Below are 23,027 nucleotides of genomic sequence, written 5' to 3'. Positions count from 1 at the left end.
GGGTGCCCGGACAGCCGCCGTCGGCGATCGTCAGGGTCGTGCCGTATAGCCTGGCGAAATGCTTACAGAAGTGACAGCGACTCGCTATGTCACGCCTTTGCGTGAGGGTGGATCGCTCCCGGGCATCGTCGAGGCCGACGACCTCGGTACGTACGTCATGAAGTTCACCGGCGCCGGGCAGGGGCGGAAGACGCTCGTCGCCGAGGTTGTGTGCGGGCAGCTCGCGCGGCGGCTCGGGCTGCGGGTGCCCGAGCTGGTCGGGATCCAGCTCGATCCCGTCATCGGGCTCTCCGAGCCCGACCAGGAGGTGCAGGAGCTCTTGAAGGCCAGTGGGGGGCTCAACCTCGGGATGGACTATCTGCCCGGGTCCCTCGGGTTCGATCCGCTCGCCTATGAGGTGGACTCGAAGGAGGCGGGCAAGGTCGTCTGGTTCGACGCCGTCATCAACAACGTCGATCGGTCCTGGCGCAACCCCAACATGCTCGTCTGGCACGGCGACCTCTGGCTGATCGACCACGGCGCCACCATGATCTGGCACCACAACTGGCCCGGCGCCCAGGCGTCCGCCGCCAAGCCGTACGACGCCTCCGACCACGCCCTCGCGCCGTTCTCGCCGGACATCGCCGCCGCCGCTGTCGAGCTGGCGCCGCTCGTCACACGGGAGCTCCTGGAGGAGGTCGCCGCCGACGTGCCCGACGAGTGGCTCGTCGACGAGCCCGGCTTCGACAGCACCGACGCGCTGCGCCGGGCCTACGTGGACGCCCTGCTGCCGCGCGCCGCGACCATCCACGAGCGCATCACCCTCGGCCCGCGCGTCGAGCGCCGGCCCGCGCAGCCGCCCGGCTGGCTCGCCGAGCGCCTCGCCCCCCGGCCGCACTCCACCGAGAAGGACCGCACCACGTGACCGACCGCGATGTCTTCGAGTACGCGCTGCTGCGCGTCGTGCCACGCGTCGAGCGCGGTGAGTGCTTCAACGCCGGTGTGGTGGTCTACTGCCGCGCCAAGTCCTTCGTCGCCGCCCGGACCCATCTCGACGAGGGCAAGCTCCGCGCGCTCGACCCCGGCGCGGACGTCGTCGGCGTACGGGCCGCTCTGCACGCCGTCGAGGGGGTCTGCCTGGGGGGCGAGGACGCCGGACAGGCCTCCCGCGACGACGCGGGGCGGCGGTTCCGGTGGCTCATCGCGCCTCGCTCCACCGTCGTCCAGCCCGGGCCCGTGCACACCGGTCTGACCCTCGATCCCGAGGGCGAGGTCGACCGGCTGCTCGACCTCCTTGTGCGCTGAGTGGGCCGGTGCACCCGGTGTGCCGTTGACACCGGGTGCCAGGGCTTCTAGCGTCTCGTCTGCGAAGGTACTAAGCGGTCGCTCATGTACGTGGGGGACGCACGGAGCGGGCCGCAACCAGGGATGATCCAAGGGCGAGGAGAATCAGCATGTCGACCACCGAGCAGCGCGTAGCCGTCGTGACCGGCGCGGCGCGGGGCATTGGAGCGGCGACCGCCGTACGGCTGGCCGCGCAGGGCCGCGCCGTCGCCGTACTCGACCTCGACGAGGCGGCCTGCAAGGACACCGTCGAGAAGATCACCGCCGCCGGTGGCACCGCCATCGCCGTCGGCTGCGACGTCTCCGACAGTGCCCAGGTCGAGGCCGCCGTCGCCCGCGTGGCCACCGAGCTCGGCGCGCCGACGATCCTCGTCAACAACGCGGGCGTGCTCCGCGACAACCTGCTCTTCAAGATGTCCGAGTCGGACTGGGACCTGGTCGTGAACGTCCACCTCAAGGGTGCGTTCCTGATGGCCAAGGCCTGCCAGAAGCACATGGTGGACGCGGGCTTCGGCCGTATCGTCTCGCTCTCCTCGTCCTCCGCGCTCGGCAACCGGGGCCAGGCGAACTACGCGGCGGTCAAGGCCGGTCTGCAGGGCTTCACCAAGACCCTCGCCAAGGAGCTGGGCAAGTTCGGCATCACGGCCAACGCCGTCGCCCCGGGCTTCATCGTCACCGAGATGACCGCGCAGACCGCCGAGCGTGTCGGCATGGGCTTCGAGGACTTCCAGGCCGCGGCCGCCTCCATGATCCCGGTGCAGCGCGTCGGCAGGCCCGAGGACGTCTCCAACGCCATCGCCTTCTTCACCGGCGACGACGCCGGCTTCGTCTCCGGCCAGGTCCTGTACGTGGCCGGCGGCCCGCTCAACTGACGCCCGCGCGGGAATGAGGAGACGTACATGAGCACGAAGGAACTGCCCGAGCTGTCCGGCAAGGTCGCCCTCGTCACCGGCGCGAGCCGGGGCATCGGCTACGGCGTCGCCGAGGCCCTCGTCGCCCGGGGCGACCGGGTCTGCATCACGGGACGCGGCGAGGAGGCCCTCAAGGAGGCCGTCGAGCAGCTCGGCTCCGACCGGGTCATCGCCGTACCCGGAAAGGCCCACGACGAGGCCCACCAGGCCGCCGCCGTCGCGGCGACCATGGAGGCCTTCGGCCGGGTCGACTTCCTGGTGAACAATGCCGGGACGAACCCGGTGTTCGGACCGATGGCCGATCTCGACCTGAATGTCGCCCGCAAGGTCTACGAGACGAATGTGATCTCCGCGCTCGGATTCGCCCAGCAGACCTGGCACGCCTGGCAGAAGGACAACGGCGGCGCGATCGTGAACATCGCGTCGGTCGCCGGAATCTCCCCCTCGCCCTTCATCGGCGCGTACGGAATGAGCAAGGCGGCGATGGTCAATCTGACCCTCCAGCTCGCGCACGAGTTCGCGCCAGTCGTCCGGGTCAACGCGATCGCCCCGGCGGTGGTGAAGACCAAGTTCGCGCAGGCCCTCTACGAAGGCCGGGAGGCCGAGGCGGCCGCCGCCTACCCGCTCGGGCGGCTCGGCGTCCCGGAGGACATCGGGGGCGCCGCCGCGTTCCTCACGTCCGACCAGTCGGACTGGATCACGGGCCAGACTCTCGTGGTCGACGGGGGGATTTTCCTCAACGCCGGTGTCGGGTGACCGATATCCGGACACTCGCTTGAATTTCTGACCGGTTTGACCCCGGTTAATCGTCGAATGCCTCAAGTGCCCCGTCAGGGTCGAACATTGACCTGGCGGGGCGCTGCGGTATGGTCGGCCGACCCAAGGCTGAACGAGGAGCGTGCGCACGTGTTCAACCGGACCAGTCTGCAGGTCGCTGCAGCCCTTGCGTCCATATCCCTGGTGTCCGGATGCGGGCTGTTTTCGGACAATGAATCCGCGGCGGACCAGAGACTCGTGGTCGGCACGACGAGTTCTCCCACCACGCTCGATCCGGCAGCCGCTTGGGACAATTCCTGGGAGCTGTTCCGAAATGTCTTCCAGACGCTGGTGAGTTTCCCGACGGGCAGTACGTCCCCGCAGTCCGACGCGGCCGACTGCAAATTCACGGACACCGCCAGCCGGATCTTCGAGTGCACCCTCCTCGACGGGCTGAAGTTCTCCAACGGCAACACGCTGGACGCCAAGGCCGTGCAGCACTCGATCGAGCGCATCCGGAAGATCGACGCCGACGGCGGCCCGAACGGGATGCTCGGTTCGCTCGACAAGATCGAGACGGTCAACGACCGCACGGTCGTCTTCAAGCTGAACAAGCCGGACGCGACCTTCCCGTTCGTTCTCGCCACGCCCGCCATGTCGCTCGTGGACCCGGCCGAGTACCCGGCCGACGCACTCCGCGAGGACGGCGAGCTCACCGGCTCCGGTCCGTACGTCCTCGACGAGTACACCGAGGGCGAGAAGGCCGAGCTGACCAAGAACCCCACCTACAAGGGGTTCGCGGACCGCAAGAACGCCGGCGTGACCATCCGGTACTTCAAGGAGTCCGAGCCGATGGTCGCCGCGCTGAAGAAGAAGGAGATCGACGCCACCTACCGCGGTCTCACCGCCGAGGAGGTCGTCGACCTCCAGAGCGCCAGCGACGCCAACGAGCACCTCCAGCTGATCGAGTCGCCGGGCGCCGACATCCGCTACCTCGTCTTCAACGCCCAGGACCCCTCGGTCGCCAAGGAGCCCGTCCGGAAGGCGATCGCGCAGCTCGTCGACCGTGAGGAGCTCGTCGACAAGGCCTACAAGGGCACGGCCGAGCCGCTGTACTCGATGGTCCCGAAGGGCATCGTCGGCCACACCACCGAGTTCTTCGACCGCTTCGGCGAGCCGAGCGTCTCCAAGGCGCGGGACATCCTGCAGGACGCCGGGATCAAGAAGCCCGTCGACCTGACGTTCTGGTTCACCACCGACCGGTACGGCTCCGGCACCGCGCTGGAGTTCGCCGAGCTCAAGCGGCAGCTGGACGCCTCCGGGCTGTTCCGGGTGACCCTGCAGAGCAAGCCGTGGAAGGAGTTCGCCGCCGGCTACCAGAAGGGGCAGTACCCGGTCTTCGGCCGAGGCTGGTTCCCCGACTTCCCGGACGCGGACAACTTCATCTCCCCGTTCGTCGGCAAGCAGAACGCCCTGGGGACGCCGTACCTGAGCCCCGAGATCACCGACGAGATCCTGCCGAAGTCGCGGCGCGAGTCCGACCGCGGGGCGGCCGTCTCCCAGTTCCGCAAGGCCCAGGAGATCATGGTCGAGGACGTCCGGCTGCTTCCGCTGTGGCAGGGCAAGCTCTACATCGCGGCCAGCGAGGACATCGGCGGCGCCGAGCGCGCCCTCGACCCGCAGACCGTCATGCAGATGTGGGAGCTCAGCCGCAGGGCGAGCTGGTAGACGGCCGCCGGTAGGCGGCCCGAGCGGCACCGTTGTCAGTGGCCCCCGGTAGGTTCTGAGGCGTAGAAGAGATCGCCTACCGGAGGTTGTTGACGTGACCGACACCGACATGCTGCCCGAGTCCTGGCGCGGCGTCCTCGGGGACGAGCTGCAGAAGCCGTACTTCAAGCAGCTGACCGAGTTCGTCGAGGAGGAGCGGGCCAAGGGGCCGGTCTACCCGCCGCGCGAGGAGGTCTTCGCCGCGCTCGCGGCGACGCCGTACGACAAGGTGAAGGTCCTGATCCTCGGACAGGACCCGTACCACGGGGAGGGGCAGGGGCACGGCCTCTGCTTCTCCGTCCGGCCGGGCGTCAAGACCCCGCCCTCCCTGCGGAACATCTACAAGGAGATGCAGGAGGAGCTGGGCCACCCCGTGCCCGACAACGGCTATCTGATGCCGTGGGCCGAGCAGGGCGTGCTGCTGCTCAACGCGGTCCTCACCGTCCGGGCCGGCGAGGCGAACTCGCACAAGGGCCAGGGCTGGGAGAAGTTCACGGACGCGGTGATCGGCGCGGTGGCCTCGCGCCCCGACCCGGCGGTCTTCGTGCTCTGGGGGAACTACGCCCAGAAGAAGCTCCCGCTGATCGACGAGGAGCGGCACGTCGTCGTCAAGGGCGCGCACCCCTCGCCGCTGTCGGCGAAGAAGTTCTTCGGCTCCCGCCCCTTCACCCAGATCGACGAGGCCATCGCCGCCCAGGGCCACGAGCCGATCGACTGGCGCGTCCCGAACCTCGGCTGAGCCGTCCGACGGGCCGCCACCCGAGCCTGTGCCGGATCGGGGGCCTCGGCGGTTAGCGTCGGAGCCCCCGGACGGTGAGCGCGTGGAGGCCGCAGTGACCGAGCAGCAGCAGGTGGCGGACGACGGCGTCCTGACCCGGATCGGGCAGGCGACGATGCTGCTCCACGGCGGAGACCGCGAGGAGGCGCGCAACCGGTTCGTCGAGCTGTGGGGGCAGCTCGGCCCGGAGGGCGACCCCCTGCACCGCTGCACGCTCGCGCACTACATGGCCGACGCGCAGGACGACCCGGACGCCGAGCTGGCCTGGGACCTGCGGGCCCTGCTCGCGGCCGAGGAGCTGTACGGGGAGCGGTCGGCCGGCCACGACTCGGCCGTCGCGCTCCGGGCCCTGTACCCCTCGCTCCACCTCAACCTGGCCGCCGACTATCTCAAGCTCCAGCGACTCGACGCGGCCCGGGTCCATCTCGACCGGGCCCGCGTCGCCTCGGACGCCCTGGACGACGACGGCTACGGCAACGGGGTCAGGGCCGCCATCGAGCGCCTGGAGGCACGGCTGCGGGGGCGGTAGGGGGCGGGTGGGGGCACGCTCCGGGCTGTCGGTCGCCCGCCGCCCGGTCAGTCGCCCGTCACGCCGTCGATGCGCTCGCGCAGCAGGTCCGCGTGGCCGTTGTGGCGCGCGTACTCCTCGATCATGTGGGTGTAGATCCAGCGCAGGTTGAAGACCTCGCCGCTCGGGTGCTTGCCCGCGCCCACGTCGTCCAGGCCGTGGGCCGCCGCGACGGCGCGCGCTCCCTCGATCTCCCGCAGCCAGGTGGCGTGGGTCTCCTCCCAGGTGTCCGCGTCGGTGACCCGGAACGCCCGGTCCGTGTCCTCCGCCGTGCTGTAGATCCGCTCGGCCCGTTCGCCGGCCATGACCCGCCGGAACCAGCCGCGCTCCACGTCGGCCATGTGCCGGACCAGGCCGAGCAGGGTGAGGTTCGACGGGGGAGCGGAGGCGGTGCGCAGCTGCGTCTCGTCCAGGCCCAGGCACTTCAAGGCGAGGGTCTGCCGGTGGTAGTCCAGCCAGCCTTCGAGCATCTCGCGCTCGCCGGCGAGGGTGGACGGTTCGGTACGCGCGCTGTCATCGACGGAAGCCATCCGGGTATCGTGTCCCATCGTCGGGGCCGGCGCCAGGGGGTTACGCCGTGGCTCACCCGCCGAGCATGCCCCGCAGCAACTCCTGGAACCCGGTGCGCAGTTCCGCACGGGTGGGTACGGCCGAGTGGAACGATCCCGCCGCGCAGGCGAACAGCAGCCCCTCGCACCAGGCGATCAGGGACAGGGCGTGCCGCGCCGGGGCCGCCGATCCGGCGGCCGTCATCATCGCGATCAGCGGCCGGTCGAAGTTCGCCGAGCCCGCCGCGTCGAAGAAGGCGCGGAGCTCGGGGCGGCGGGTGGCCTCCAGGGCGAGCTCGTAGCGCGAGACGAGGAGCGCCCGGTGGTCGGTGAGGTACCGGTGCAGGGCCAGGGACAGGGCGTCCACCAGGGCGTCGGGCCCGGCGTCGGGTCCCGGCAGCTCGTCCAGGGTGAGCACCGACGACTCCAGCTCGACCTGCCTGCGGACGGCCGTTTCGAGCAGCGCCTGCCGGGTGCGGGCGTGGTTCGACGTCGACCCCTGGGGCAGCCCGGCGCGCTCGTCCACGGCGCGATGGGTCAGCCCCCGCATCCCCCGCTCGACGAGGAGGGCGAGCGCGGCGTCACCGATGAGGGTGGGCCGGGAGACGGCAGGGGCGGGGGAGTCCAGGGCGGGCGCGGAGGTGCGGGCGGTCATGGGGACAACCTATCCACCTCTACCGCGTTTACTACAGCTGTAGTACCGTCCTCGCGACGGCAACTACAGCTGTAGTTGCCGAGTGTGGCCGTCGAGGGGGAAGCCATGGAACAGCAGCGTGCCGTCGTGATCGGAGCAGGCGTCGGAGGGCTCACGGCCGCCGTCGCCCTCCATCGGAGCGGCTGGGACGTCACCGTCCTGGAGCGGGCCGCCGCGCTCACCCCGGTCGGGGCCGGTATCGGCCTCGCCCCCAATGCCCTGCGCGCTCTGGACGTCATCGCCCTCGGCGACGAGGTCCGCGCGCTCTCGGCCTGGCAGGGCGACGGCGGAATGCGCGCGCCCGGCGGCCGCTGGCTCGCCCGTACCAGCGCCCGGGCCGCCGCCGAGCGCTTCGGCGGGCCGCTGGTCGCATTGCACCGCGCCACACTCGTCGGGATCCTCCTCGGCGCCCTCCCCGACGGCGTCGTCAGGACCGGCGCGCCCGCCTCTGTCGCCGACCCCGGCGGCGACACCCGGCCCGCCCTCGTCCGCACCCCGGACGGGGACATCGAGGCCGAGCTGGTCGTCGGCGCCGACGGCATCCGCTCGACCGTACGGAGCGCCCTGTTCCCCGACCACCCCGGACCGAGGTACTCCGGCTTCACGACCTGGCGCGTCGTCGTGCCCGCCCTCGACAGCCCGTTCGCCCCGCACGAGACCTGGGGCCGGGGTCGCCTCTGGGGCACCCAGCCGCTCAAGGACGGCCGCGTCTACGCGTACGCCATGGCCGCCGCCCCCGCGGGCGCCCAGGCCCCCGACGACGAGCGGGCGGAACTCCGCAGGCTCTTCGGCGGCTGGCACCACCCGGTCCCCGAGATCCTCGCCTCCGTCGCCCCCGACGGCGTCCTGCGCCACGACGTCCACCACATGCCGGACCCCCTGCCCGCCTTCCACCACGGCCGCGTGGCCCTGCTCGGCGACGCCGCCCACGCGATGCAGCCCACCCTCGGCCAGGGCGGCAACCAGGCCATCGAGGACGCCGTCGTCCTGGCCCACCACGCGGTCCTGGGGCTCGCGCCGAGCGGCGCCCTCGCCGCGTACACCGCCGACCGGCTGCCGCGCACCACCGCCATCGTCCGCAAGGCCGCCCGCACCGGCCGGCTCACGCTGCTCTCGGCCCGGCCCGCCGTCGCCGCGCGCGACGCGCTCATCGCGGCGGTCTCGCGCTTCGGCCCCGGCCTCGTGCTGCGCGGCTTCGACGGCATCGCCGACTGGCGCCCGCCCGTCGTGGGTGATCGCCCCCGCGTAAGCTGACCAGCGCGAACGGCACGGCGGGTGCCGTCGCGTACACCTCGTCACGCGCAAGGGAGACCCCGTGAAGGTCGGCTGCATCGGACTCGGCGACATCGCGCAGAAGGCCTATCTCCCGGTCCTGGCCGCCCTCCCCGGCGTCGAACTCCATCTGCAGACCCGGACGAAGGCGACCCTGGACCGGGTCGCCGAGGTCCACCACGTGCCGGGCGGCCGGCGCCACGAGGACCTCGACTCGCTGCTCGCCGCCGGGCTCGACGCGGCCTTCGTGCACGCGCCGACCGCCGTGCACCCCGAGATCGCCACCCGGCTCCTGGAGGCCGGCGTACCGACGTACGTCGACAAGCCGCTGGCGTACGAATACGCCGACTCCGAGCGGCTCGTGGAGCTCGCCGAGGCGCGCGGGGTGAGCCTGGCCGTCGGCTTCAACCGCAGGCTCGCCCCCGGCTACGCCCAGTGCCTGGACCACCCGCGCGAGCTGATCCTCATGCAGAAGAACCGCGTCGGGCTGCCCGAGGACCCGCGCACCCTCGTCCTGGACGACTTCATCCACGTCGTCGACACCCTGCGCTTCCTGCTCCCCGGCGAGGTCGAGCACATCGACGTACGAACCCGGATCCGCGACGGGCTCATGCACCACGTCGTGCTCCAGCTCTCCGGCGACGGGTTCACCGCCCTCGGCATGATGAACCGGATGAACGGCTCCACCGAGGAGATCCTCGAGGTCTCCGGCCAGGACACGAAGCGTCAGATCCTCAACCTGGCCGACATCGTGGACCACAAGGGCCAGCCGACGGTCCGCCGGCGCGGGGACTGGGTGCCGGTGGCCCGCCAGCGCGGTATCGAGCAGGCCGTCCTCGGCTTCCTCGACGCCGTACGGGACGGCCGCACGCTCAGCGCCCGGGACGCCCTCCAGACCCACGAGCTGTGCGAGCGCGTGGTGCGCGAAGCTCTGACTCAGGCCTCCTGAGCGCCCCCATGCCCTCGGCGGCGCAGAGCGCGGCCAGGACCGTCAGGGCGAGGTACAACGGCCAGTCGCCGTACCGGACGTACCCCGTGGTGGTCTGCGAGAGCGGTACGGCGTAGACGGTCGCCGCGCTCCGGTCGGTGCCCAGCGGCGTACCGACCCGGCGCCCGTCCGGGGCGTACGCGGCGCTGATGCCGGTCAGCGTCGCGTGCACCATCGGGCGGCCGGTCTCCGCCGCGCGCAGAGCCGCGAGCGAGGCGTGCTGCGCGGGCGCCCAGCTGTCCTGGAAGGTCGAGGTCGCCGACTGGGCGATGAGCAGCGCGGCGCCGTCGCGGGTGAGCCGGCGGCTCATGTCGGGGAACGCGGACTCGAAGCAGACCAGCGGACCGATCCGCAGCGCCGGGCGGTCGCCCTCGGCCGGCACCGTCATCACCACCGGCTCCGTGCCGCGCCGCCGGTCCTCGTTCGCCGCCTTGCCCACCGACGTCACCCAGCCGAGGAGCGGGCGGGCGGGGATGTACTCGCCGAACGGCACGAGCCGCATCTTGTCGTACCGGTCGCCGGTCGGCCCCTGGGCCCCGATGAGCACACTGCTCTTGAAGATGCCCGGCCGGTCGGAGCGCCGGGCGTCCACGTTGACGAGGATCGGCGCGTCCACGGCCCGGGAGAGAGCGGTCAGCCGCTCCGCGTAGTCGGGGCGGGCGGTCAGATCGGAGCCGACGCTGCTCTCGCCCCACACCACCAGGTCCAGGTTCTGGCCGGCCAGTTCCCTCGTCAGCTCCTCGCCGCGGGCGAACCGCCGCTCCGCGCCGCCCGGTCCGTCGTACACCCCGGGCTGGACGACGCCGATCCGTGCCGTGCCGCGCTCGCGGGGTGGGGCGACACCCCACCAGACCGTGCCCACCACCAGGGCGCACGCCACGAGACCGACCAGCGCCGTCATCCGTGCGGCGGCGGAGGACACCACAAGGAGGGCCACGGCGGTGTTGACCGCCACCACCAGCAGGGACACCAGCCAGACCCCGCCGACGGAGGCGAGCCGCAGCGCCGGGGCCACCTGCCACTGGCTGGCGCCGAGGAGCCCCCAGGGGCCGCCGAGGCCCTCCCAGGAGCGGACGAGCTCGATGAGCAGCCATCCCGACGGGACGACGACAAGGGCGGCCGCCGCGCGCGCTCCTGACGGTCCGTCCGCGAGCATCGCCCGCACCAGCCAGCCCCAGGGCAGCCACAACAGCCCGAGCAGAGCGGCGACGACCAGGATGAACACGTGCAGGCTCGGCATGAGCCACTGGTGCACGGCCAGCATGAAGCCGACCCCGCCCAGCCAGCCCTCCAGGCCCGCGCGGCGCGCGGTGGGCGCGGTGCGGAGCAGCAGCATCCAGGGGACGAGCGCGACGTACGCGAACCACCAGAGGGCGGGCGCGGGGAACGCCAGCGCGGGCAGCGCACCGGACACGACCGCGACCACGGCGCGTGCGGCCCGGTGGGGCGTCGCCGCGGTGGGGTGCGCGGCGTCGGTACCGCTCCCACCGCGACGGCCGAACGGATTCCGCATGCCGCGTCGCCTCCAGGTGTCGCCTCCAGTGTGCGCCGTACGACGGCCGCGGCCGTGCCCGCCACGACCGTACGAGCGGTCTTACGGGCGCTAGAGGCGGCGCCACTTCTCCTCGACGACCACGGAGCGCAGCCGCCAGCCGGCGTCGGTGCGGGCCAGGGAGAACGCGTAGCGGCCGCCGCAGACGAAGTCCTCCCCGGACTCGAACCGCATCGGGTTCACGTAGTCGGCGCGCACGTCCGCGCTGTCGCCGGGGTAGCCGCCGAGGTCCTGGATGCGGACGCGCCGGTTCACGATGAGGTGCTGGCGCACCGGGAAGAGCCGCATCGTCTCGGCGAGCCAGTCGGCGATCTCGTCGGCCGGCCCCTCGACCCCGCCGGAACCCCGGTAGTCGGCGCGGCCGTCACGGGTGAACAGCGCCCGGTAGCCCGCCCAGTCGGAGTCGTCCACGGCCACCGCGTACCCGGTGACAAGGTCGTCGATGGCCATCCGGTCCATCACGGTCGCGAGATCCACGCGCTGCGTCATCGCTTCAGTCTCCGGCAGCAAGCGGCCCCCGCCAAGAGCCCTGCGCGCGCCGCGGGATCTTTTGGCGCCGCGCCCTAGGCCGCCTCCCAGAGGTGGGGGCGGCCGCCGCGCCATTCCACCAGGTGGGGGTCGTCGAGGATCATGTCGGCGTCCTCGAGGCCCGCTCTGCGCAGGAACTCGACGAGGTCGGTGTCGTTGTGCGCCAGGCCCACGATCTGTCCGCGGACGGTGACGCGCCGCCCGCCGTCGGGGGACGGGCGGTGCACGACGATGGGTGCTTGCCAGGCCATGGTTCCAGGGTGCGGTGCGCGCCCGAAGATCGCCCGGCGGCGGGCGGCGCGGAGAGCGGTACGGAGCGGTGCGGGGTCAGCTCCCGGACTCGCCCGCGTGGGGGCTGAGGACGTCCGTGCCGACCAGGATGAAGAGCAGGATGCCGAGCAGGATCCGGTAGATCACGAAGGGCATGAAGCTCTTGGTGGTGATGAACTTCATGAACCAGGCGATGACGGCGTAGCCGACGCCGAACGCGATGATCGTGGCGAAGACCGTCGGGCCCCAGGAGACGTGCCCGCCCTCGGTCGCGTCCTTCAGCTCGAAGAGGCCGGAGGCCAGTACGGCGGGGATGGCGAGCAGGAAGGAGTACCGGGCCGCCGCCTCACGGGTGTACCCCATGAGCAGACCGCCGGAGATCGTCGCGCCCGAGCGGGAGACGCCCGGGATCAGGGCCATCGCCTGGCAGATGCCGAAGATCAGGCCGTCCCGCACGCCGAGGTCCTTGAGCGTCTTGCGCTCGCGGACGACGCGGTGCCGGCCGCCGGCCTCGTCGCGGGCGGCGAGCCGGTCGGCGATGCCGAGGACGATGCCCATCACGATCAGCGTGGTCGCGATCAGCCGCAGGTCACGGAAGGGGCCCTCGATGTGGTCCTTCAGCGTCACGCCGAGCACACCGATCGGGATCGAGCCGACGATCACGAGCCAGCCCATCTGGGCGTCGTGGTCGCTCCGCATCGACTTGTCGCGCAGCGAGCGGAACCAGGCGGAGACGATCCGCGCGATGTCCTTGCGGAAGTAGATGAGGACGGCCGCCTCGGTACCGATCTGGGTGATCGCCGTGAAGGCGGCGCCCGGGTCCTCCCAGCCGGCGAAGGCGGCGGTGAGGCGGAGGTGCGCGCTGGAGGAGATGGGAAGGAACTCCGTCAGCCCCTGGACGAGTCCGAGGATGAATGATTCGAACCAACTCATGGGGCTAGGGCCGTCCCGAATGTGCTCGTGCCGTCAGAAAAGGCGGTCGCGTCTCGGATCGGAGATCAACCGCCGGTCGTTGCGCAGCGTACCGTCCTCAGATGAAGGCCCCGCCCGAGGGTCTGGGGTCGCAGGACTCCGCGGGGGCCGCCGTCTCCCCGGGTCCCGTCGTCGTCCAGTCGGCCGACCGCACATGGTGGGTCAGGCTCGCGGGGTCGGCCTCGTCCCCGCACGCGAACGCGATGATCGTCGCGGCGCTCTGAGGTACGCGCCGGTCCGTCGCGGCGGTCGTCCGCGCTAGCGGGGGTCCCCCGCGCCCGTCGTCTCCAGCGGGCGCGCCTCGACCGGCTCCGGCGTCGATGGTCCCGTCGCCGTCGCCGTCGCCGTCGCCCGGGCGCGCAGGCCGTGGCGCTTGCGCCAGGCCACGACCGCCGCCGCGAGGCCCGAGAGCACGATGAAGCCCATCGAGATCAGGAACGCGGGCGAGGTCGGCGACCCGGCCTCGCTGCCCGCCACCACGTACGCCGCCGTGTTCGGGATCGAGCCGAGCCCCGTCGCGAGCAGGAACGGCGCGTACCCCATGCGGGAGACCGCCGCGCAGTAGTTGGCCGCCGCGAACGGGACCCCCGGGAAGAGCCGGATCGCCAGGATCGAGCGGAACCCGTGCCGGCTCAGCTGCCCGTCCGCCGCCGTCAGCCAGCGCCCCCGGAGCAGCGGCCGCAGCGCGTCCTGACCGAGCAGCCGCCCGAGGGTGAACGCGATCCCCGCGCCCAGGACCGTCCCGGCCAGCGCCGCCACGAGCCCCGCCTGCGTACCGAAGAGCGCGCCCGCGGCCAGGTTCAGGATCGGCCGCGGCACGAAGGCCGCCGTGCACACCCCGTACGCCAGACCGAACAGGAGCACCGCGCCCGCACCGCTCGACTGCGCCGGCCAGCCCTCGGCGAGCAGCCGCTGTGGCTCGTAGAGCAGGACGGTCGTCGCCGCGGCGAGGAGGAGCGCGGCGAGCAGGGAGAGGCGCGACCAGGGCGACAGCATGGCCCGGGAGCAGCGGAGCGCGAGGGAGCCCGGCGGTCGGGTGACGGGGTCGAGCATCCGGGGAGAGTAACCGACGTACCCGTGTGATCGCCGTAATGTCCGTCATCCTCCGTACTGCCATCCGATGAACGGTGCGTACTGCCATCCGATGAACGGTGACCGACCGCACGTGCGGTGATCGGCCGTACCGTGATCGCCCGTCCTGTGGCCGGCCGTACTGTGACCCCCATGACGTCCGCGCCGCCCGCCGTCCCCGCCAGCGCCCTCGCCGACACCCTGCTCGCGCGCCTCACCGAGGTCTACCCGGCCGCGGGCGACCCGTTCCGGGCCCAGGAGATGGTCGCGTACATGAAGGGCGTCGCCCCCTTCCTCGGCATCCGCACCCCCGAGCGGCGCGTGCTGTCCCGTACGGTCCTGGACGGCACCCCGCGCCCCGACGAGGCCGACTGCGCGGCCGTCGCCCTGCGCTGTTTCGCCCTCCCCGAGCGCGAGTACCACTACTTCGCCGTCGACTACCTCCGCCGCCACGTCCGGCGCTGCTCGTCCGGCTTCCTGCCCGTCGCCCGTCGGCTGATCACCACCGACTCCTGGTGGGACACCGTCGACCACCTCGCCGCCCATGTCGTCGGCGGGCTCGTCGCCGCCGATCCGGCGCTCGCCGCGCGCATGGACGAGTGGATCGAGGACGACGACCTCTGGATCGCGCGGACCGCGCTCCTGCACCAACTGCGCTTCAAGGACGCCACCGACTCCGAGCGGCTCTTCGCCTACTGCCTGCGCCGCGCAGGGGACACGGACTTCTTCCTCCGCAAGGCGATCGGCTGGGCCCTGCGCGAGTACGCCAAGACGGACCCCGACGAGGTCCGCGCCTTCGTCGAGACGCACCGCACCCGCCTCGCCCCGCTCTCGGTGCGCGAGGCGCTCAAGCACCTCTGATGCTGCTCAACAGCCGCTCGGTGGAAAATCGTTCGACGTAGCGCGCTCGCCCCGCGATGATCGGGGGCATGTTCCGGTACGCCTTCCTCGCAGCACGGCCCGCAGTCGCGGCCGCGCCGAAGGCTGCCGTCGTGGATTCCACGTTCCTCGCCGTCGTCGCACTCGACGGCGTCCGAAGCTGACCCTCCCCGGATCGTCCGGCGGACCCCGTAGGGGGAGGGTCGGTTCGGTCCCGGGGTCCCCTCACACGCTTCGAGCTCAAGGAACGAGCGAACCATGTCCAAGACGGCGTACGTGCGCACCAAGCCGCACCTGAACATCGGCACCATGGGCCACGTCGACCACGGCAAGACCACCCTCACCGCCGCCATCACCAAGGTCCTCAGCGAGCGCGGGACCGGCACCTTCGTGCCCTTCGACCGCATCGACCGCGCGCCCGAGGAGGCCCAGCGCGGCATCACCATCAACATCGCGCACGTCGAGTACGAGACCGACACCCGGCACTACGCCCATGTCGACATGCCCGGCCACGCCGACTACGTCAAGAACATGGTCACCGGCGCCGCCCAGCTCGACGGGGCGATCCTCGTCGTCTCCGCGCTCGACGGGATCATGCCGCAGACCGCCGAGCACGTGCTCCTGGCCCGCCAGGTCGGCGTCGACCACATCGTCGTCGCGCTCAACAAGGCCGACGCGGGGGACGACGAACTGACCGACCTGGTCGAGCTGGAGGTACGGGAGTTGCTGACCGCGCACGGCTACGCCGGCGACAGCGTGCCCGTCGTCCGGGTCTCCGGGCTCAAGGCCCTGGAGGGCGACCCGCGCTGGTCCGGCGCGATCGAGGCGCTCCTGGACGCCGTGGACACGTACGTGCCGATGCCGGTGCGCTACGTGGACGCGCCGTTCCTGATGTCCGTCGAGAACGTGCTCACCATCACCGGGCGCGGGACCGTCGTGACGGGCGCGATCGAGCGGGGCACGGTACGGGTCGGCGACCGGGTCGAGGTCCTCGGTGCGGAGACCGAGACGGTCGTGACCGGCGTCGAGACCTTCGGCAAGCCCATGGAGTCCGCCGAGGCGGGCGACAACGTGGCGCTGCTGCTGCGCGGCGTCCCGCGCGACGCGGTCCGTCGCGGGCACGTCGTGGCGGCGCCGGGGAGTGTCGTACCGCGGCGGCGGTTCACGGCGCAGGTGTACGTCCTGTCGGGCGCGGAGGGCGGTCGTACCACCCCCGTCTCCACCGGCTACCGCCCGCAGTTCTACATCAGGACCGCGGACGTCGTCGGCGACGTCGACCTCGGCGAGGCGGCGATCGCGCGCCCCGGCGACACGGTCACCATGACCGTCGAACTGGGCCGTGACGTACCGCTGGAGCCGGGTCTCGGCTTCGCGATCCGCGAGGGCGGCCGCACGGTCGGCGCGGGGACGGTCACGACCGTCGCCTGACCCCGACCGCCGTGCGGACGGGAGGCCCGCATTCCGTACCCCACGGAGTGCGGGCCGACCGTCGGCCGGGGCCGCAGGCACAATGAGGGTGTGAACGAGGTCAACGAGCAGATTCCCGTCGTGCGCGAGGTCGACGGGGGCACCGCCCGGCTCATGCCGGACATCGACCGGGAGCGGGCCTGGCTGCTCACCGTCGACGGCGCACCGCAGTCGTACGTCGACCTGGACGAGCCCACGCACCTCGAATTCGAGTACGCGCGCCGCCTCGCCCACGTCCTCGACAGCGCCGCCGACGACGGCGCCGCCCTCTCCGTTCTCCACCTCGGCGGCGGCGCGCTCACCCTGCCCCGCTACGTCGCCACCACTCGCCCCGGCTCACGCCAGGACGTGGTGGAGGCCGACCTGGGGCTGCTCGACCTCGTCGCCGAGCACCTTCCGCTGCCCGAGGGCTCCGGGGTCGCCGTGCACGGGGCCGACGCCCGGGACTGGCTCGGCAAGGCCCCCACGGCGTCCGTGGACGTGCTCGTCGCCGACGTCTTCGGCGGCTCGCGGGTCCCCGCGCACCTGACCTCGGTGGAGTACGCGCGCGAGGCCCGGCGGGTGCTGCGGCCGGGCGGGCTCTACGCCGCCAACCTGGCCGACGGGGCGCCGTTCGCCTTCCTCCGCTCCCAACTGGCCACCTTCGCCGCCGTCTTCACCGACCTCGCCCTGATCGCCGAACCGCCCGTACTGCGCGGCCGCCGCTTCGGCAACGCCGTCCTCGTCGCCTCCGACGGAGACATCGACACGGCCTTCCTGGCCCGCCGCACGGCGTCGGACGCCTTCCCCGCGCGCGTGGAGTACGGCGAGAGCCTCGCGCGCTTCACCGGCGACGCACGCCCGGTGGGCGACGCGGACGCGGTGCCCTCTCCCGTACCGCCGGACGGGGCGTTCAGCGTGGGCTGACGGCGCCCTGGTCGGCGGCCGTCGGTGCACCGGGGCCGGGGCCGCGCGTGAGCTCCTTCGCATGCGTACGGCGCGTCAGATTCCTTACGTCGGGGACGAGCAGCACGAGCGCCGTGACCACCACGATCAGCACCGCCGAACCCCACAGCGCCTGACTCCGGCCGAAGAGGCTCTCCGCCGGGCCCGCGAGCGCCGTGGAGAGCGGGAGCATCGCCGTCGAGCCGAACCAGTCGTACGCGGAGACCCGGGACAACTTCTCCTCCGGGATCTCCTGGTGCAGCGTGGTCATCCACGCCACGCCGAACACCTCGATGGCCACCCCGCTCACGAACATGGCCACCGAGAGCCCGACGACGTCGAGCGGCACCGCGAGCGCCGCCGACGGCAGGGCCAGGGGGAAGACGCCCAGGGTGCCCACGAGCAGCATCCGGCGCGGCTTCCAGCGCATCATCAGGAACGCCCCGGAGAGCGTGCCCACGCCGAACGCGGCGAGCGCGAGCCCCCACGGCCGGGCCCCGCCGAGTTCGTCCCGGGCGACCAGCGGTCCGTACACCGACTCGGCCGCGCCGACGAGCGCCACGACGACGGCGAACTGGGCCACGATCGACCAGAGCCACGGCCGGCCGACGACCTCCTGCCAGCCCTCGCGCAGATCGGCGAGCAGTCCGCCGCCCGGCTTGCGCTCGGCGATGTGGCTGACGTCGAGGAAGGCGCGGAACCCGCCGGCGACGGCGAAGGCGGCCGCGTCGATGGCGAGGACCCAGCCGGGGCCGACGGCGGCGATCATCGCGCCGCCGAGCGCGGCTCCGCCGATGCCGGCGCCGTGCATCGCCATCCGGAAGAGGGCGAAGGCGCGGCCGGCCTGCTCCCCGCTGACGCTGGACATCAACATGCCCTCGGCGGCCGGGCTGAAGAAGGCCTGGCCCGTTCCGCACAGCGCGGTGAGCAGCATCATCTGCCAGAGCTGCGGGTCGCCCGCGAGGACGAGGACGGCGAAGACGGCCTGCGAGACGCAGTTCAGCGCGTTGGCGGCGACCATGACGCGGTGCCGGGGTATCCGGTCGGCGACCGCGCCGCCGATCAGCAGGAAGAGGACGAGCGGGAGGGTGCGGGCCGCCGCCACCAGGCCCACGTCGCCGCCGTCACCGCCGGACTGGATCACCGCGAACGCCGCCGCGATCAGGGCGCCGTGGGTGCCGAGGTTGGTGACGATCGCGGCGGCGGTCAGCAGGACGTAGTTGCGGCCGGCCCAGTCGGGGCGGCGGGAGAGGAGCGGGGTGCGGGGGGAGGCGGCGGGTTTTCTCACCCCGGGACTATCCCCGTAGCCGCCGCCCCCTGCCAAACCGATTTACGTCAGGACCGACGTACGTCGGGACGACTTGCGTCGAGGCCGATGTACGTCGGGACCGTTTTGCGTCAGGTCCGACTTGCGTCAGGAAGACGCCGGGGCCAGCCGTACGGTCGCCAGGATCTTCTGGATCGTGGCGTCCGCCAGCTCGTCCTTGACCCCGTCGGCGCCGTAGAGCACGAACGACGAGAAGTCGCCCTTGGCGTTCTTGAAGGAGAAGGCGATGGACTTGCCGTCCCCTTCGCACGGGTTCCGCTTCTTGATCCCCGGGGCGGTGGCCGTCGCGACGCTGCCGGTCAGACCGGACGTGGTCGTGTACGGCACGGCCTTGGTGATCTTGATGGTGCCCTTGGGCATGTGCTGCGCGTAGCCCGCCCACACCCAGTTGCCGGCCTCGTTGAACGCCGCCTCGTCGGTGTTCTTGGCGCCCTGGCCGCCCTTGGTGCCGGCGCTGCTCAGGCCCCAGCTCTCCTTGGAGCCGTCCTTGTTGGTGTCGAACGTGCACCACTTGCTCTTGTAGCGCACCGGAGCCGACATCGTGACGACCGGGGTGCCGTCACCCTTCTTCTCGTCCTCGAAGAACGTGACGCTGCCGGGCTTCAGGAGCTCCCAGTCCGGGGGTACGTCGAAGAGCGTGCCGTACTTCGGATTGTGGACGACCTTCCAGCCGGGGATGGTCGGCTGCAGGTCGGCGTCGTCGCGCGGGTTGTCGAGGGAGGAGGAGGTCGGCGCGGGGCCGGTGGGGGTGGCGGGGGCGGACGCGGAGCCCTTCGGGTCGCCGCCCGCGTTCGTGTTCTTGTCGTCGTCCTTGCCGAGGACGAGGAACCCCGTGACGCCGGCCGCGACGACGACGGCGGTCGCGGCGACGATGGCGATCAGGGTCGTCTGCTTCTTCTTGCCGTCGCCGGGCCCACCGGGTCCGCCCTGCGGCGCTCCGGGCACCGCGTACTGCGGCACGGTCGGCTGCTGGTACGGGTTGGGCTGCGGGTAGCCGGGCTGCGCGGGCTGCTGCGGGAAACCCGGCTGCGTGGGCGGCTGCTGCGGGTATCCGGGCTGTTGCTGCTGATAGCCCGGCTGTTGGTACGGGTTCGGCTGCTGGTACCCCGACTGCTGGTAGGGGTTCTGACTCTGGTCCTGCGGGTTCTGCTCGCCCCCGGGCGGCTGCTGTCCTGGCCACATGGCCAGTAACCATAGAGGTGTGGCGCGAACCCTGCTACGTCCGCCCCCGTGCGGGCGGGTGGGGAGGGGGATGGCCATCCGTGCTACTCGCGGGTAACATCGCGCCATGAGCGCAGACCAGATGTCCGTCGGCGAGATGCTCGCCGCCACGGTTCCCATGGCCAGGACCCTCAACCTCGAGTTCCTGGAGACCACTTCCGAGCGTGCCGTCGTCCGCCTGCCGGACCAGGCCGACTACCACAACCACGTCGGCGGCCCGCACGCCGGAGCCATGTTCACGCTGGCCGAGTCGGCGAGCGGCGCGATCGTCCTGGCCGCCTTCGGCGACCAGCTGAACCGCGCGGTGCCGCTCGCCGTGACCGCCGAGATCGGCTACAAGAAGCTGGCCATGGGCGTCGTCACGGCCACCGCCACCCTGGGCCGCCCGGCCGCCGAGGTCGTCGCCGAACTGGACGCCGGCGAGCGCCCGGAGTTCCCCGTCCACATCGCGATCACCCGCGAGGACGGCGCGGTGACCGGCGAGATGACGGTCGTCTGGACGCTGCGGCCGAACGGCCAGGGGAAGTAGCTCCTATAAGGGGTATGGGGGTACGGAAGCGGCGGCCCGGCTGCCGCCTCCGTACCGCTCCTCATGACGCCCGCACCGCCCCTCACCCGTCTCATCCGTCGATGACCACCACGCGTGCCCAGTCCGGTGGTGTGTCCGGGACGTACTCCGGGTTGTCCTCGTTGTAGCGGGGGCGCCTGGCACGGGGGAAGAGGCCCACCACCGTCCGGCAGGGCGGTGGCGCGCTGGGCCACGGGGTCTGGCCGTCGGTCAGGGCCACGATCACATCGGGGCGCGGACGGCCGCGCAGGGCCGTCGTGAAGCCCGCGCGCAGATCCGTACCCCCGCCGCCGATCAACGGGATGCCCTCCGCCTGGCAGATCGGGTCCGCGACCCGGGCCGCCGCGTCGCACGACACGACCGAGACGAGGTCGCGACGGCCGCCCACGGTACGGGAGATGGCGGCGACCTCCAGGAGCGCGCTGCCCAGTTCCGCGTCGCTGACCGAGCCCGAGGTGTCGATGACCACGGTGACGCGCGGCGGCCTCCGCCGCAGGCTCGGCAGCACGACACCGGGCAGCGCGGTCGAGCGCCGGGACGGACGGCCGTAGCTGTAGTCGTCGCCCGCGCCGGGTCCCGAGGTTGCCGAGCGGAGCGCCGCGCCCAGCAACTCCCGCCACGGCTGCGGCGGATGGAACGCCTCCTCCGCCCACCGCTTCCACCCCCGCGGGGCGCTCCCCGGCCGCCCCGAGATGGCCTGCGCCACCCGGAACCGCACCGCGTCCCGCTGCTGCTCGCTCAGACCGTCCGCGCCGTCGGGGCCGAGGTCCCACTCCCGTGCGCTGCCGTCCGCACCGCTGCCGCAGTCCAGCCAGACGAGGTGCTCTGTCCTGGGCCCGAGCCCGAACTGACGCAGGTAGTCCTCCATCAGCTCCCCCGCGGGGAGGTGCAGGTCGCCCGGTACGACGGCGCCCTCCGGCCGCACCAGGCCGTCGCCGAACGCGTCGTCGTTGATCTCCATGTCGGCCGCGATGTTCATCCGCAGCCGCTCCGCGGGGCCGGTCAGTCCGCGCGTCCGGGCGAGCCGGTCGCCGCGCCCGTGGTGGTCGCGCAGCAGGTGCGACACCTCGTGCACCCACACCCCGGCCAGCTCCTCCACCGGGGTCCGGTCCACGAACCCGGGGGAGACGTAGCACCGCCAGTACCGGTCGACCGCCATCGTGGGCACCTGGCGCGACTCGACCGTGTGCAGGGCGAACAGCGCCGTCGCCAGGTACGGCCTGGCCCGGGCTGCCTGCAGCCGCGCGGTGTAGAGCTTGTCGAAGTCCAGGTCGAGGCGGAGGTCCGGCCCTGCCTCCGGCTCTCGCGCTCCGCGCGTCCCCGCCGTCATCGGCGGGCCCGCGGCTTCAGCGCCGCCTGGGCGGCGCGGGCCGCCGCGTCGTCGGCGCGCCGGGAGAGGGAGACCACGCCGGCGAGCTGCTCGATCGCCGCCGGAACCGTCCAGTCCGCCTGCCGCAGCGAGGCGAGCGTCGTCGCCGGTACGACCACCAGGTCCGGCGCCCCGGTCTCCAGCGCCCGCACCAGGACCGCCCAGGCCGCGTCCCAGCGTGCCTCGTCCGGGCGCCCGCGCACCGCCGCCACGACTCCGTCGAGGGCGGCCTGGCGCAGGTCCCCGCGCTCGGGCAGCTCGGCGGCCCCGGGGTCGGCGAGCAGGGTCTCGGGGTCCGGGAGGTCCATCCGGTCCACGCTCGCCATCACTTCGAGGCCGGGCCCGTCGCCGACGGCGCCCCGCACCAGTTGGGCCAGGACGTCGCGCGAGGAGCCGGCCGCGGTCGCGAAGGCGATCAGCCGGAGGGTCATCTCCCAGCTCCGGGGCGAGGGCCAGGGGCCGCCCCGCCGCGTCTCGCTGTTGGGCAGCCGGTGCACGAGCTCGGGACGGACGGTCAGGAACCCGCAGACCGCGCGCCGGGCGAACTCCACGGCCTCGGGCAGCTTCCCGGGGTCCAGACGGGGCAGGGTGGCCCGGGGCCAGGTCCCGCCCAGGCCGCGGACGACGACGTCCCCGTCGTGGGCCCACTGGAGGTGGACGAACCGGTTGGCCAGAGGCGGGCTCAGCTCCCAGCCGTCGGCGGCCGAGGACCTCGGGTTGGCGGCGGCCACGATCCGTACCCCGGGCGGCAGTTGGAGGGCGCCGATCCGCCGCTCCAGGACGAGCCGGAGCAGCGCGGCCTGCACGGACGGCGGCGCCGTGGACAGTTCGTCCAGGAAGAGCAGCCCCCGGCCGGCGCGGACCAGCCGCACGGCCCAGTCCGGCGGGGCCATCGGGACACCCTGCACGGCGGGGTCGTCGCCGACGACGGGCAGGCCCGAGAAGTCCGAGGGCTCGTGCACGCTGGCGATCACCGTGGTCAGGGGGAGGTCGAGCTCCTCGGCCAGCCGGGTCAGGGCCGCCGTCTTCCCGATCCCGGGCTCACCCCACAGGATCACGGGCAGGTCGGCGGCCACGGCCAGCGTCAGGGCTTCCAGCTGGGTGTCGGGCCGGGGTTCGGTGGTGGTGTCGCCGAGGAGCGTCAGCAACGCGTCGGCGACTTCGAGAGGGGAATTGGGGGAGGCGGGGGCGGCGGTAGGGGCGGGGGCTGGTGTGTACGCGGGCATGGTGGACAGAGCAGTCATGAGTGATCACCTGGGAAAGTCGTGGTGGGA

25 protein-coding genes are annotated in these 23,027 nt (G+C 72.4%); 14 read left to right on the top strand and 11 right to left on the bottom strand.

Features of this window, described 5'->3' with window-relative positions; genetic code table 11:
• The first annotated feature begins 58 nt into the window (after positions 1-58).
• The 7 genes from ACWCO8_RS10230 to ACWCO8_RS10200 all read left to right on the top strand — a co-directional run bounded on the left by ACWCO8_RS10230 (position 59) and on the right by ACWCO8_RS10200 (position 6,064).
• Positions 59-904 carry a HipA family kinase gene (locus ACWCO8_RS10230; protein ID WP_451031866.1) on the top strand — a complete coding sequence of 282 codons (846 nt, stop codon included), beginning with the start codon at positions 59-61 and terminating at the stop codon, positions 902-904.
• Entirely contained in the window at positions 901-1,284 is a 384-nt protein-coding gene (locus tag ACWCO8_RS10225; protein ID WP_451031865.1) for a DUF3037 domain-containing protein, read from the top strand. Before ACWCO8_RS10230 ends, ACWCO8_RS10225 begins: the two co-directional genes overlap by 4 nt.
• Before the next feature lie 149 nt (positions 1,285-1,433).
• Entirely contained in the window at positions 1,434-2,195 is a 762-nt protein-coding gene (fabG, locus tag ACWCO8_RS10220) for a 3-oxoacyl-ACP reductase FabG (RefSeq protein ID WP_362009668.1), read from the top strand.
• Between the two features lie 27 nt (positions 2,196-2,222).
• Positions 2,223-2,990: an SDR family oxidoreductase gene (locus ACWCO8_RS10215; protein WP_362009671.1), complete on the top strand. Its 768-nt coding sequence runs from the start codon at positions 2,223-2,225 to the stop codon at positions 2,988-2,990.
• 150 nt (positions 2,991-3,140) lie between these two features.
• Entirely contained in the window at positions 3,141-4,718 is a 1,578-nt protein-coding gene (locus tag ACWCO8_RS10210; RefSeq protein ID WP_451031864.1) for an ABC transporter substrate-binding protein, read from the top strand.
• A 94-nt stretch (positions 4,719-4,812) separates the two neighbouring features.
• Complete coding sequence (gene ung, locus ACWCO8_RS10205; RefSeq protein WP_362009677.1) at positions 4,813-5,496, top strand: uracil-DNA glycosylase; 684 nt, start codon at positions 4,813-4,815, stop codon at positions 5,494-5,496.
• 94 nt (positions 5,497-5,590) lie between these two features.
• Positions 5,591-6,064 (top strand): hypothetical protein, encoded by a 474-nt coding sequence (locus tag ACWCO8_RS10200; RefSeq protein WP_451031931.1) that lies wholly within the window; start codon positions 5,591-5,593, stop codon positions 6,062-6,064.
• 47 nt (positions 6,065-6,111) lie between these two features.
• On the opposite strand, the gene ACWCO8_RS10195 is transcribed toward ACWCO8_RS10200, so the two are convergent.
• Entirely contained in the window at positions 6,112-6,633 is a 522-nt protein-coding gene (locus ACWCO8_RS10195; RefSeq protein ID WP_451031863.1) for a DinB family protein, read from the bottom strand.
• 52 nt (positions 6,634-6,685) lie between these two features.
• Entirely contained in the window at positions 6,686-7,306 is a 621-nt protein-coding gene (locus ACWCO8_RS10190) for a TetR/AcrR family transcriptional regulator (protein ID WP_451031862.1), read from the bottom strand.
• A 105-nt stretch (positions 7,307-7,411) separates the two neighbouring features.
• Here ACWCO8_RS10190 and ACWCO8_RS10185 point away from each other — a divergent pair, with 105 nt between their 5' ends.
• Positions 7,412-8,599: an FAD-dependent monooxygenase gene (locus tag ACWCO8_RS10185; protein WP_451031861.1), complete on the top strand. Its 1,188-nt coding sequence runs from the start codon at positions 7,412-7,414 to the stop codon at positions 8,597-8,599.
• 61 nt (positions 8,600-8,660) lie between these two features.
• Entirely contained in the window at positions 8,661-9,566 is a 906-nt protein-coding gene (locus tag ACWCO8_RS10180; protein WP_451031860.1) for a Gfo/Idh/MocA family protein, read from the top strand.
• Here ACWCO8_RS10180 and lnt read toward each other — a convergent pair.
• The 4 genes from lnt to ACWCO8_RS10160 all read right to left on the bottom strand — a co-directional run bounded on the left by lnt (position 9,490) and on the right by ACWCO8_RS10160 (position 12,888).
• Positions 9,490-11,118, bottom strand: coding sequence for an apolipoprotein N-acyltransferase (gene lnt / locus ACWCO8_RS10175; protein WP_451031859.1), 1,629 nt, complete (start codon positions 11,116-11,118; stop codon positions 9,490-9,492). The genes ACWCO8_RS10180 and lnt overlap by 77 nt on opposite strands.
• Before the next feature lie 90 nt (positions 11,119-11,208).
• Complete coding sequence (locus ACWCO8_RS10170; protein WP_451031858.1) at positions 11,209-11,646, bottom strand: nuclear transport factor 2 family protein; 438 nt, start codon at positions 11,644-11,646, stop codon at positions 11,209-11,211.
• 74 nt (positions 11,647-11,720) lie between these two features.
• A complete protein-coding gene (locus ACWCO8_RS10165) occupies positions 11,721-11,936 on the bottom strand; it encodes a hypothetical protein (protein WP_362009694.1) in 216 nt (71 codons plus the stop codon).
• Positions 11,937-12,012: 76 nt separating this feature from the next.
• Positions 12,013-12,888, bottom strand: coding sequence for an undecaprenyl-diphosphate phosphatase (locus ACWCO8_RS10160; protein WP_362009696.1), 876 nt, complete (start codon positions 12,886-12,888; stop codon positions 12,013-12,015).
• Between the two features lie 101 nt (positions 12,889-12,989).
• Here ACWCO8_RS10160 and ACWCO8_RS10155 point away from each other — a divergent pair, with 101 nt between their 5' ends.
• On the top strand, positions 12,990-13,151 hold the full coding sequence (locus ACWCO8_RS10155; RefSeq protein WP_451031857.1) for a hypothetical protein: 162 nt from the start codon (positions 12,990-12,992) through the stop codon (positions 13,149-13,151).
• A 34-nt stretch (positions 13,152-13,185) separates the two neighbouring features.
• On the opposite strand, the gene ACWCO8_RS10150 is transcribed toward ACWCO8_RS10155, so the two are convergent.
• Positions 13,186-13,980: a TVP38/TMEM64 family protein gene (locus tag ACWCO8_RS10150; RefSeq protein WP_451031856.1), complete on the bottom strand. Its 795-nt coding sequence runs from the start codon at positions 13,978-13,980 to the stop codon at positions 13,186-13,188.
• A 171-nt stretch (positions 13,981-14,151) separates the two neighbouring features.
• Here ACWCO8_RS10150 and ACWCO8_RS10145 point away from each other — a divergent pair, with 171 nt between their 5' ends.
• The 3 genes from ACWCO8_RS10145 to ACWCO8_RS10135 all read left to right on the top strand — a co-directional run bounded on the left by ACWCO8_RS10145 (position 14,152) and on the right by ACWCO8_RS10135 (position 17,250).
• Positions 14,152-14,859: a DNA alkylation repair protein gene (locus tag ACWCO8_RS10145; RefSeq protein WP_451031855.1), complete on the top strand. Its 708-nt coding sequence runs from the start codon at positions 14,152-14,154 to the stop codon at positions 14,857-14,859.
• A gap of 276 nt (positions 14,860-15,135) precedes the next feature.
• Positions 15,136-16,305 (top strand): elongation factor Tu, encoded by a 1,170-nt coding sequence (gene tuf / locus ACWCO8_RS10140; protein ID WP_451031854.1) that lies wholly within the window; start codon positions 15,136-15,138, stop codon positions 16,303-16,305.
• Between the two features lie 153 nt (positions 16,306-16,458).
• Positions 16,459-17,250, top strand: a complete 792-nt coding sequence (locus ACWCO8_RS10135; protein WP_451031930.1) for a spermidine synthase — start codon at positions 16,459-16,461, stop codon at positions 17,248-17,250.
• Here ACWCO8_RS10135 and ACWCO8_RS10130 read toward each other — a convergent pair.
• Both ACWCO8_RS10130 and ACWCO8_RS10125 read right to left on the bottom strand, forming a co-directional pair.
• A complete protein-coding gene (locus ACWCO8_RS10130; protein WP_451031853.1) occupies positions 17,237-18,556 on the bottom strand; it encodes an MFS transporter in 1,320 nt (439 codons plus the stop codon). The two genes, ACWCO8_RS10135 and ACWCO8_RS10130, sit on opposite strands and share 14 nt — an antisense overlap.
• Positions 18,557-18,682: 126 nt before the next feature.
• Positions 18,683-19,777: a hypothetical protein gene (locus ACWCO8_RS10125; RefSeq protein ID WP_451031852.1), complete on the bottom strand. Its 1,095-nt coding sequence runs from the start codon at positions 19,775-19,777 to the stop codon at positions 18,683-18,685.
• A 106-nt stretch (positions 19,778-19,883) separates the two neighbouring features.
• Here ACWCO8_RS10125 and ACWCO8_RS10120 point away from each other — a divergent pair, with 106 nt between their 5' ends.
• Positions 19,884-20,345, top strand: a complete 462-nt coding sequence (locus ACWCO8_RS10120; RefSeq protein WP_361597477.1) for a DUF4442 domain-containing protein — start codon at positions 19,884-19,886, stop codon at positions 20,343-20,345.
• Between the two features lie 91 nt (positions 20,346-20,436).
• Here the strand turns inward: ACWCO8_RS10120 and ACWCO8_RS10115 are convergent, their stop codons facing one another.
• Together ACWCO8_RS10115 and ACWCO8_RS10110 are read right to left on the bottom strand one after the other, a co-directional pair.
• Positions 20,437-21,714, bottom strand: coding sequence for a vWA domain-containing protein (locus ACWCO8_RS10115; RefSeq protein WP_451031851.1), 1,278 nt, complete (start codon positions 21,712-21,714; stop codon positions 20,437-20,439).
• Positions 21,711-22,979, bottom strand: coding sequence for an AAA family ATPase (locus ACWCO8_RS10110; RefSeq protein ID WP_451031929.1), 1,269 nt, complete (start codon positions 22,977-22,979; stop codon positions 21,711-21,713). The genes ACWCO8_RS10115 and ACWCO8_RS10110 overlap by 4 nt, the downstream gene beginning before the upstream one ends.
• Positions 22,980-23,027 lie beyond the last annotated feature (48 nt).

This window comes from Streptomyces sp. NPDC001927 (assembly GCF_053594455.1).
This window is presented reverse-complemented; position numbering and strand designations above follow the sequence as displayed.

What these genes read in the sequence shown, in the direction of transcription:
- ACWCO8_RS10230 (WP_451031866.1), top strand. Translation starts at nt 59, where the DNA reads ATGCTTACAGAAGTGACAGCGACTCGCTATGTCACGCCTTTGCGTGAG.
- fabG (WP_362009668.1), top strand. Translation starts at nt 1,434, where the DNA reads ATGTCGACCACCGAGCAGCGCGTAGCCGTCGTGACCGGCGCGGCGCGG.
- ACWCO8_RS10215 (WP_362009671.1), top strand. Translation starts at nt 2,223, where the DNA reads ATGAGCACGAAGGAACTGCCCGAGCTGTCCGGCAAGGTCGCCCTCGTC.
- ACWCO8_RS10195 (WP_451031863.1), bottom strand. Translation starts at nt 6,633, where the DNA reads ATGGCTTCCGTCGATGACAGCGCGCGTACCGAACCGTCCACCCTCGCC.
- ACWCO8_RS10190 (WP_451031862.1), bottom strand. Translation starts at nt 7,306, where the DNA reads ATGACCGCCCGCACCTCCGCGCCCGCCCTGGACTCCCCCGCCCCTGCC.
- ACWCO8_RS10185 (WP_451031861.1), top strand. Translation starts at nt 7,412, where the DNA reads ATGGAACAGCAGCGTGCCGTCGTGATCGGAGCAGGCGTCGGAGGGCTC.
- lnt (WP_451031859.1), bottom strand. Translation starts at nt 11,118, where the DNA reads ATGCGGAATCCGTTCGGCCGTCGCGGTGGGAGCGGTACCGACGCCGCG.
- ACWCO8_RS10170 (WP_451031858.1), bottom strand. Translation starts at nt 11,646, where the DNA reads ATGACGCAGCGCGTGGATCTCGCGACCGTGATGGACCGGATGGCCATC.
- ACWCO8_RS10165 (WP_362009694.1), bottom strand. Translation starts at nt 11,936, where the DNA reads ATGGCCTGGCAAGCACCCATCGTCGTGCACCGCCCGTCCCCCGACGGC.
- ACWCO8_RS10160 (WP_362009696.1), bottom strand. Translation starts at nt 12,888, where the DNA reads ATGAGTTGGTTCGAATCATTCATCCTCGGACTCGTCCAGGGGCTGACG.
- ACWCO8_RS10155 (WP_451031857.1), top strand. Translation starts at nt 12,990, where the DNA reads ATGAAGGCCCCGCCCGAGGGTCTGGGGTCGCAGGACTCCGCGGGGGCC.
- ACWCO8_RS10150 (WP_451031856.1), bottom strand. Translation starts at nt 13,980, where the DNA reads ATGCTCGACCCCGTCACCCGACCGCCGGGCTCCCTCGCGCTCCGCTGC.
- ACWCO8_RS10145 (WP_451031855.1), top strand. Translation starts at nt 14,152, where the DNA reads ATGACGTCCGCGCCGCCCGCCGTCCCCGCCAGCGCCCTCGCCGACACC.
- tuf (WP_451031854.1), top strand. Translation starts at nt 15,136, where the DNA reads ATGTCCAAGACGGCGTACGTGCGCACCAAGCCGCACCTGAACATCGGC.
- ACWCO8_RS10135 (WP_451031930.1), top strand. Translation starts at nt 16,459, where the DNA reads ATGCCGGACATCGACCGGGAGCGGGCCTGGCTGCTCACCGTCGACGGC.
- ACWCO8_RS10125 (WP_451031852.1), bottom strand. Translation starts at nt 19,777, where the DNA reads ATGTGGCCAGGACAGCAGCCGCCCGGGGGCGAGCAGAACCCGCAGGAC.
- ACWCO8_RS10120 (WP_361597477.1), top strand. Translation starts at nt 19,884, where the DNA reads ATGAGCGCAGACCAGATGTCCGTCGGCGAGATGCTCGCCGCCACGGTT.
- ACWCO8_RS10115 (WP_451031851.1), bottom strand. Translation starts at nt 21,714, where the DNA reads ATGACGGCGGGGACGCGCGGAGCGCGAGAGCCGGAGGCAGGGCCGGAC.
- ACWCO8_RS10110 (WP_451031929.1), bottom strand. Translation starts at nt 22,979, where the DNA reads ATGCCCGCGTACACACCAGCCCCCGCCCCTACCGCCGCCCCCGCCTCC.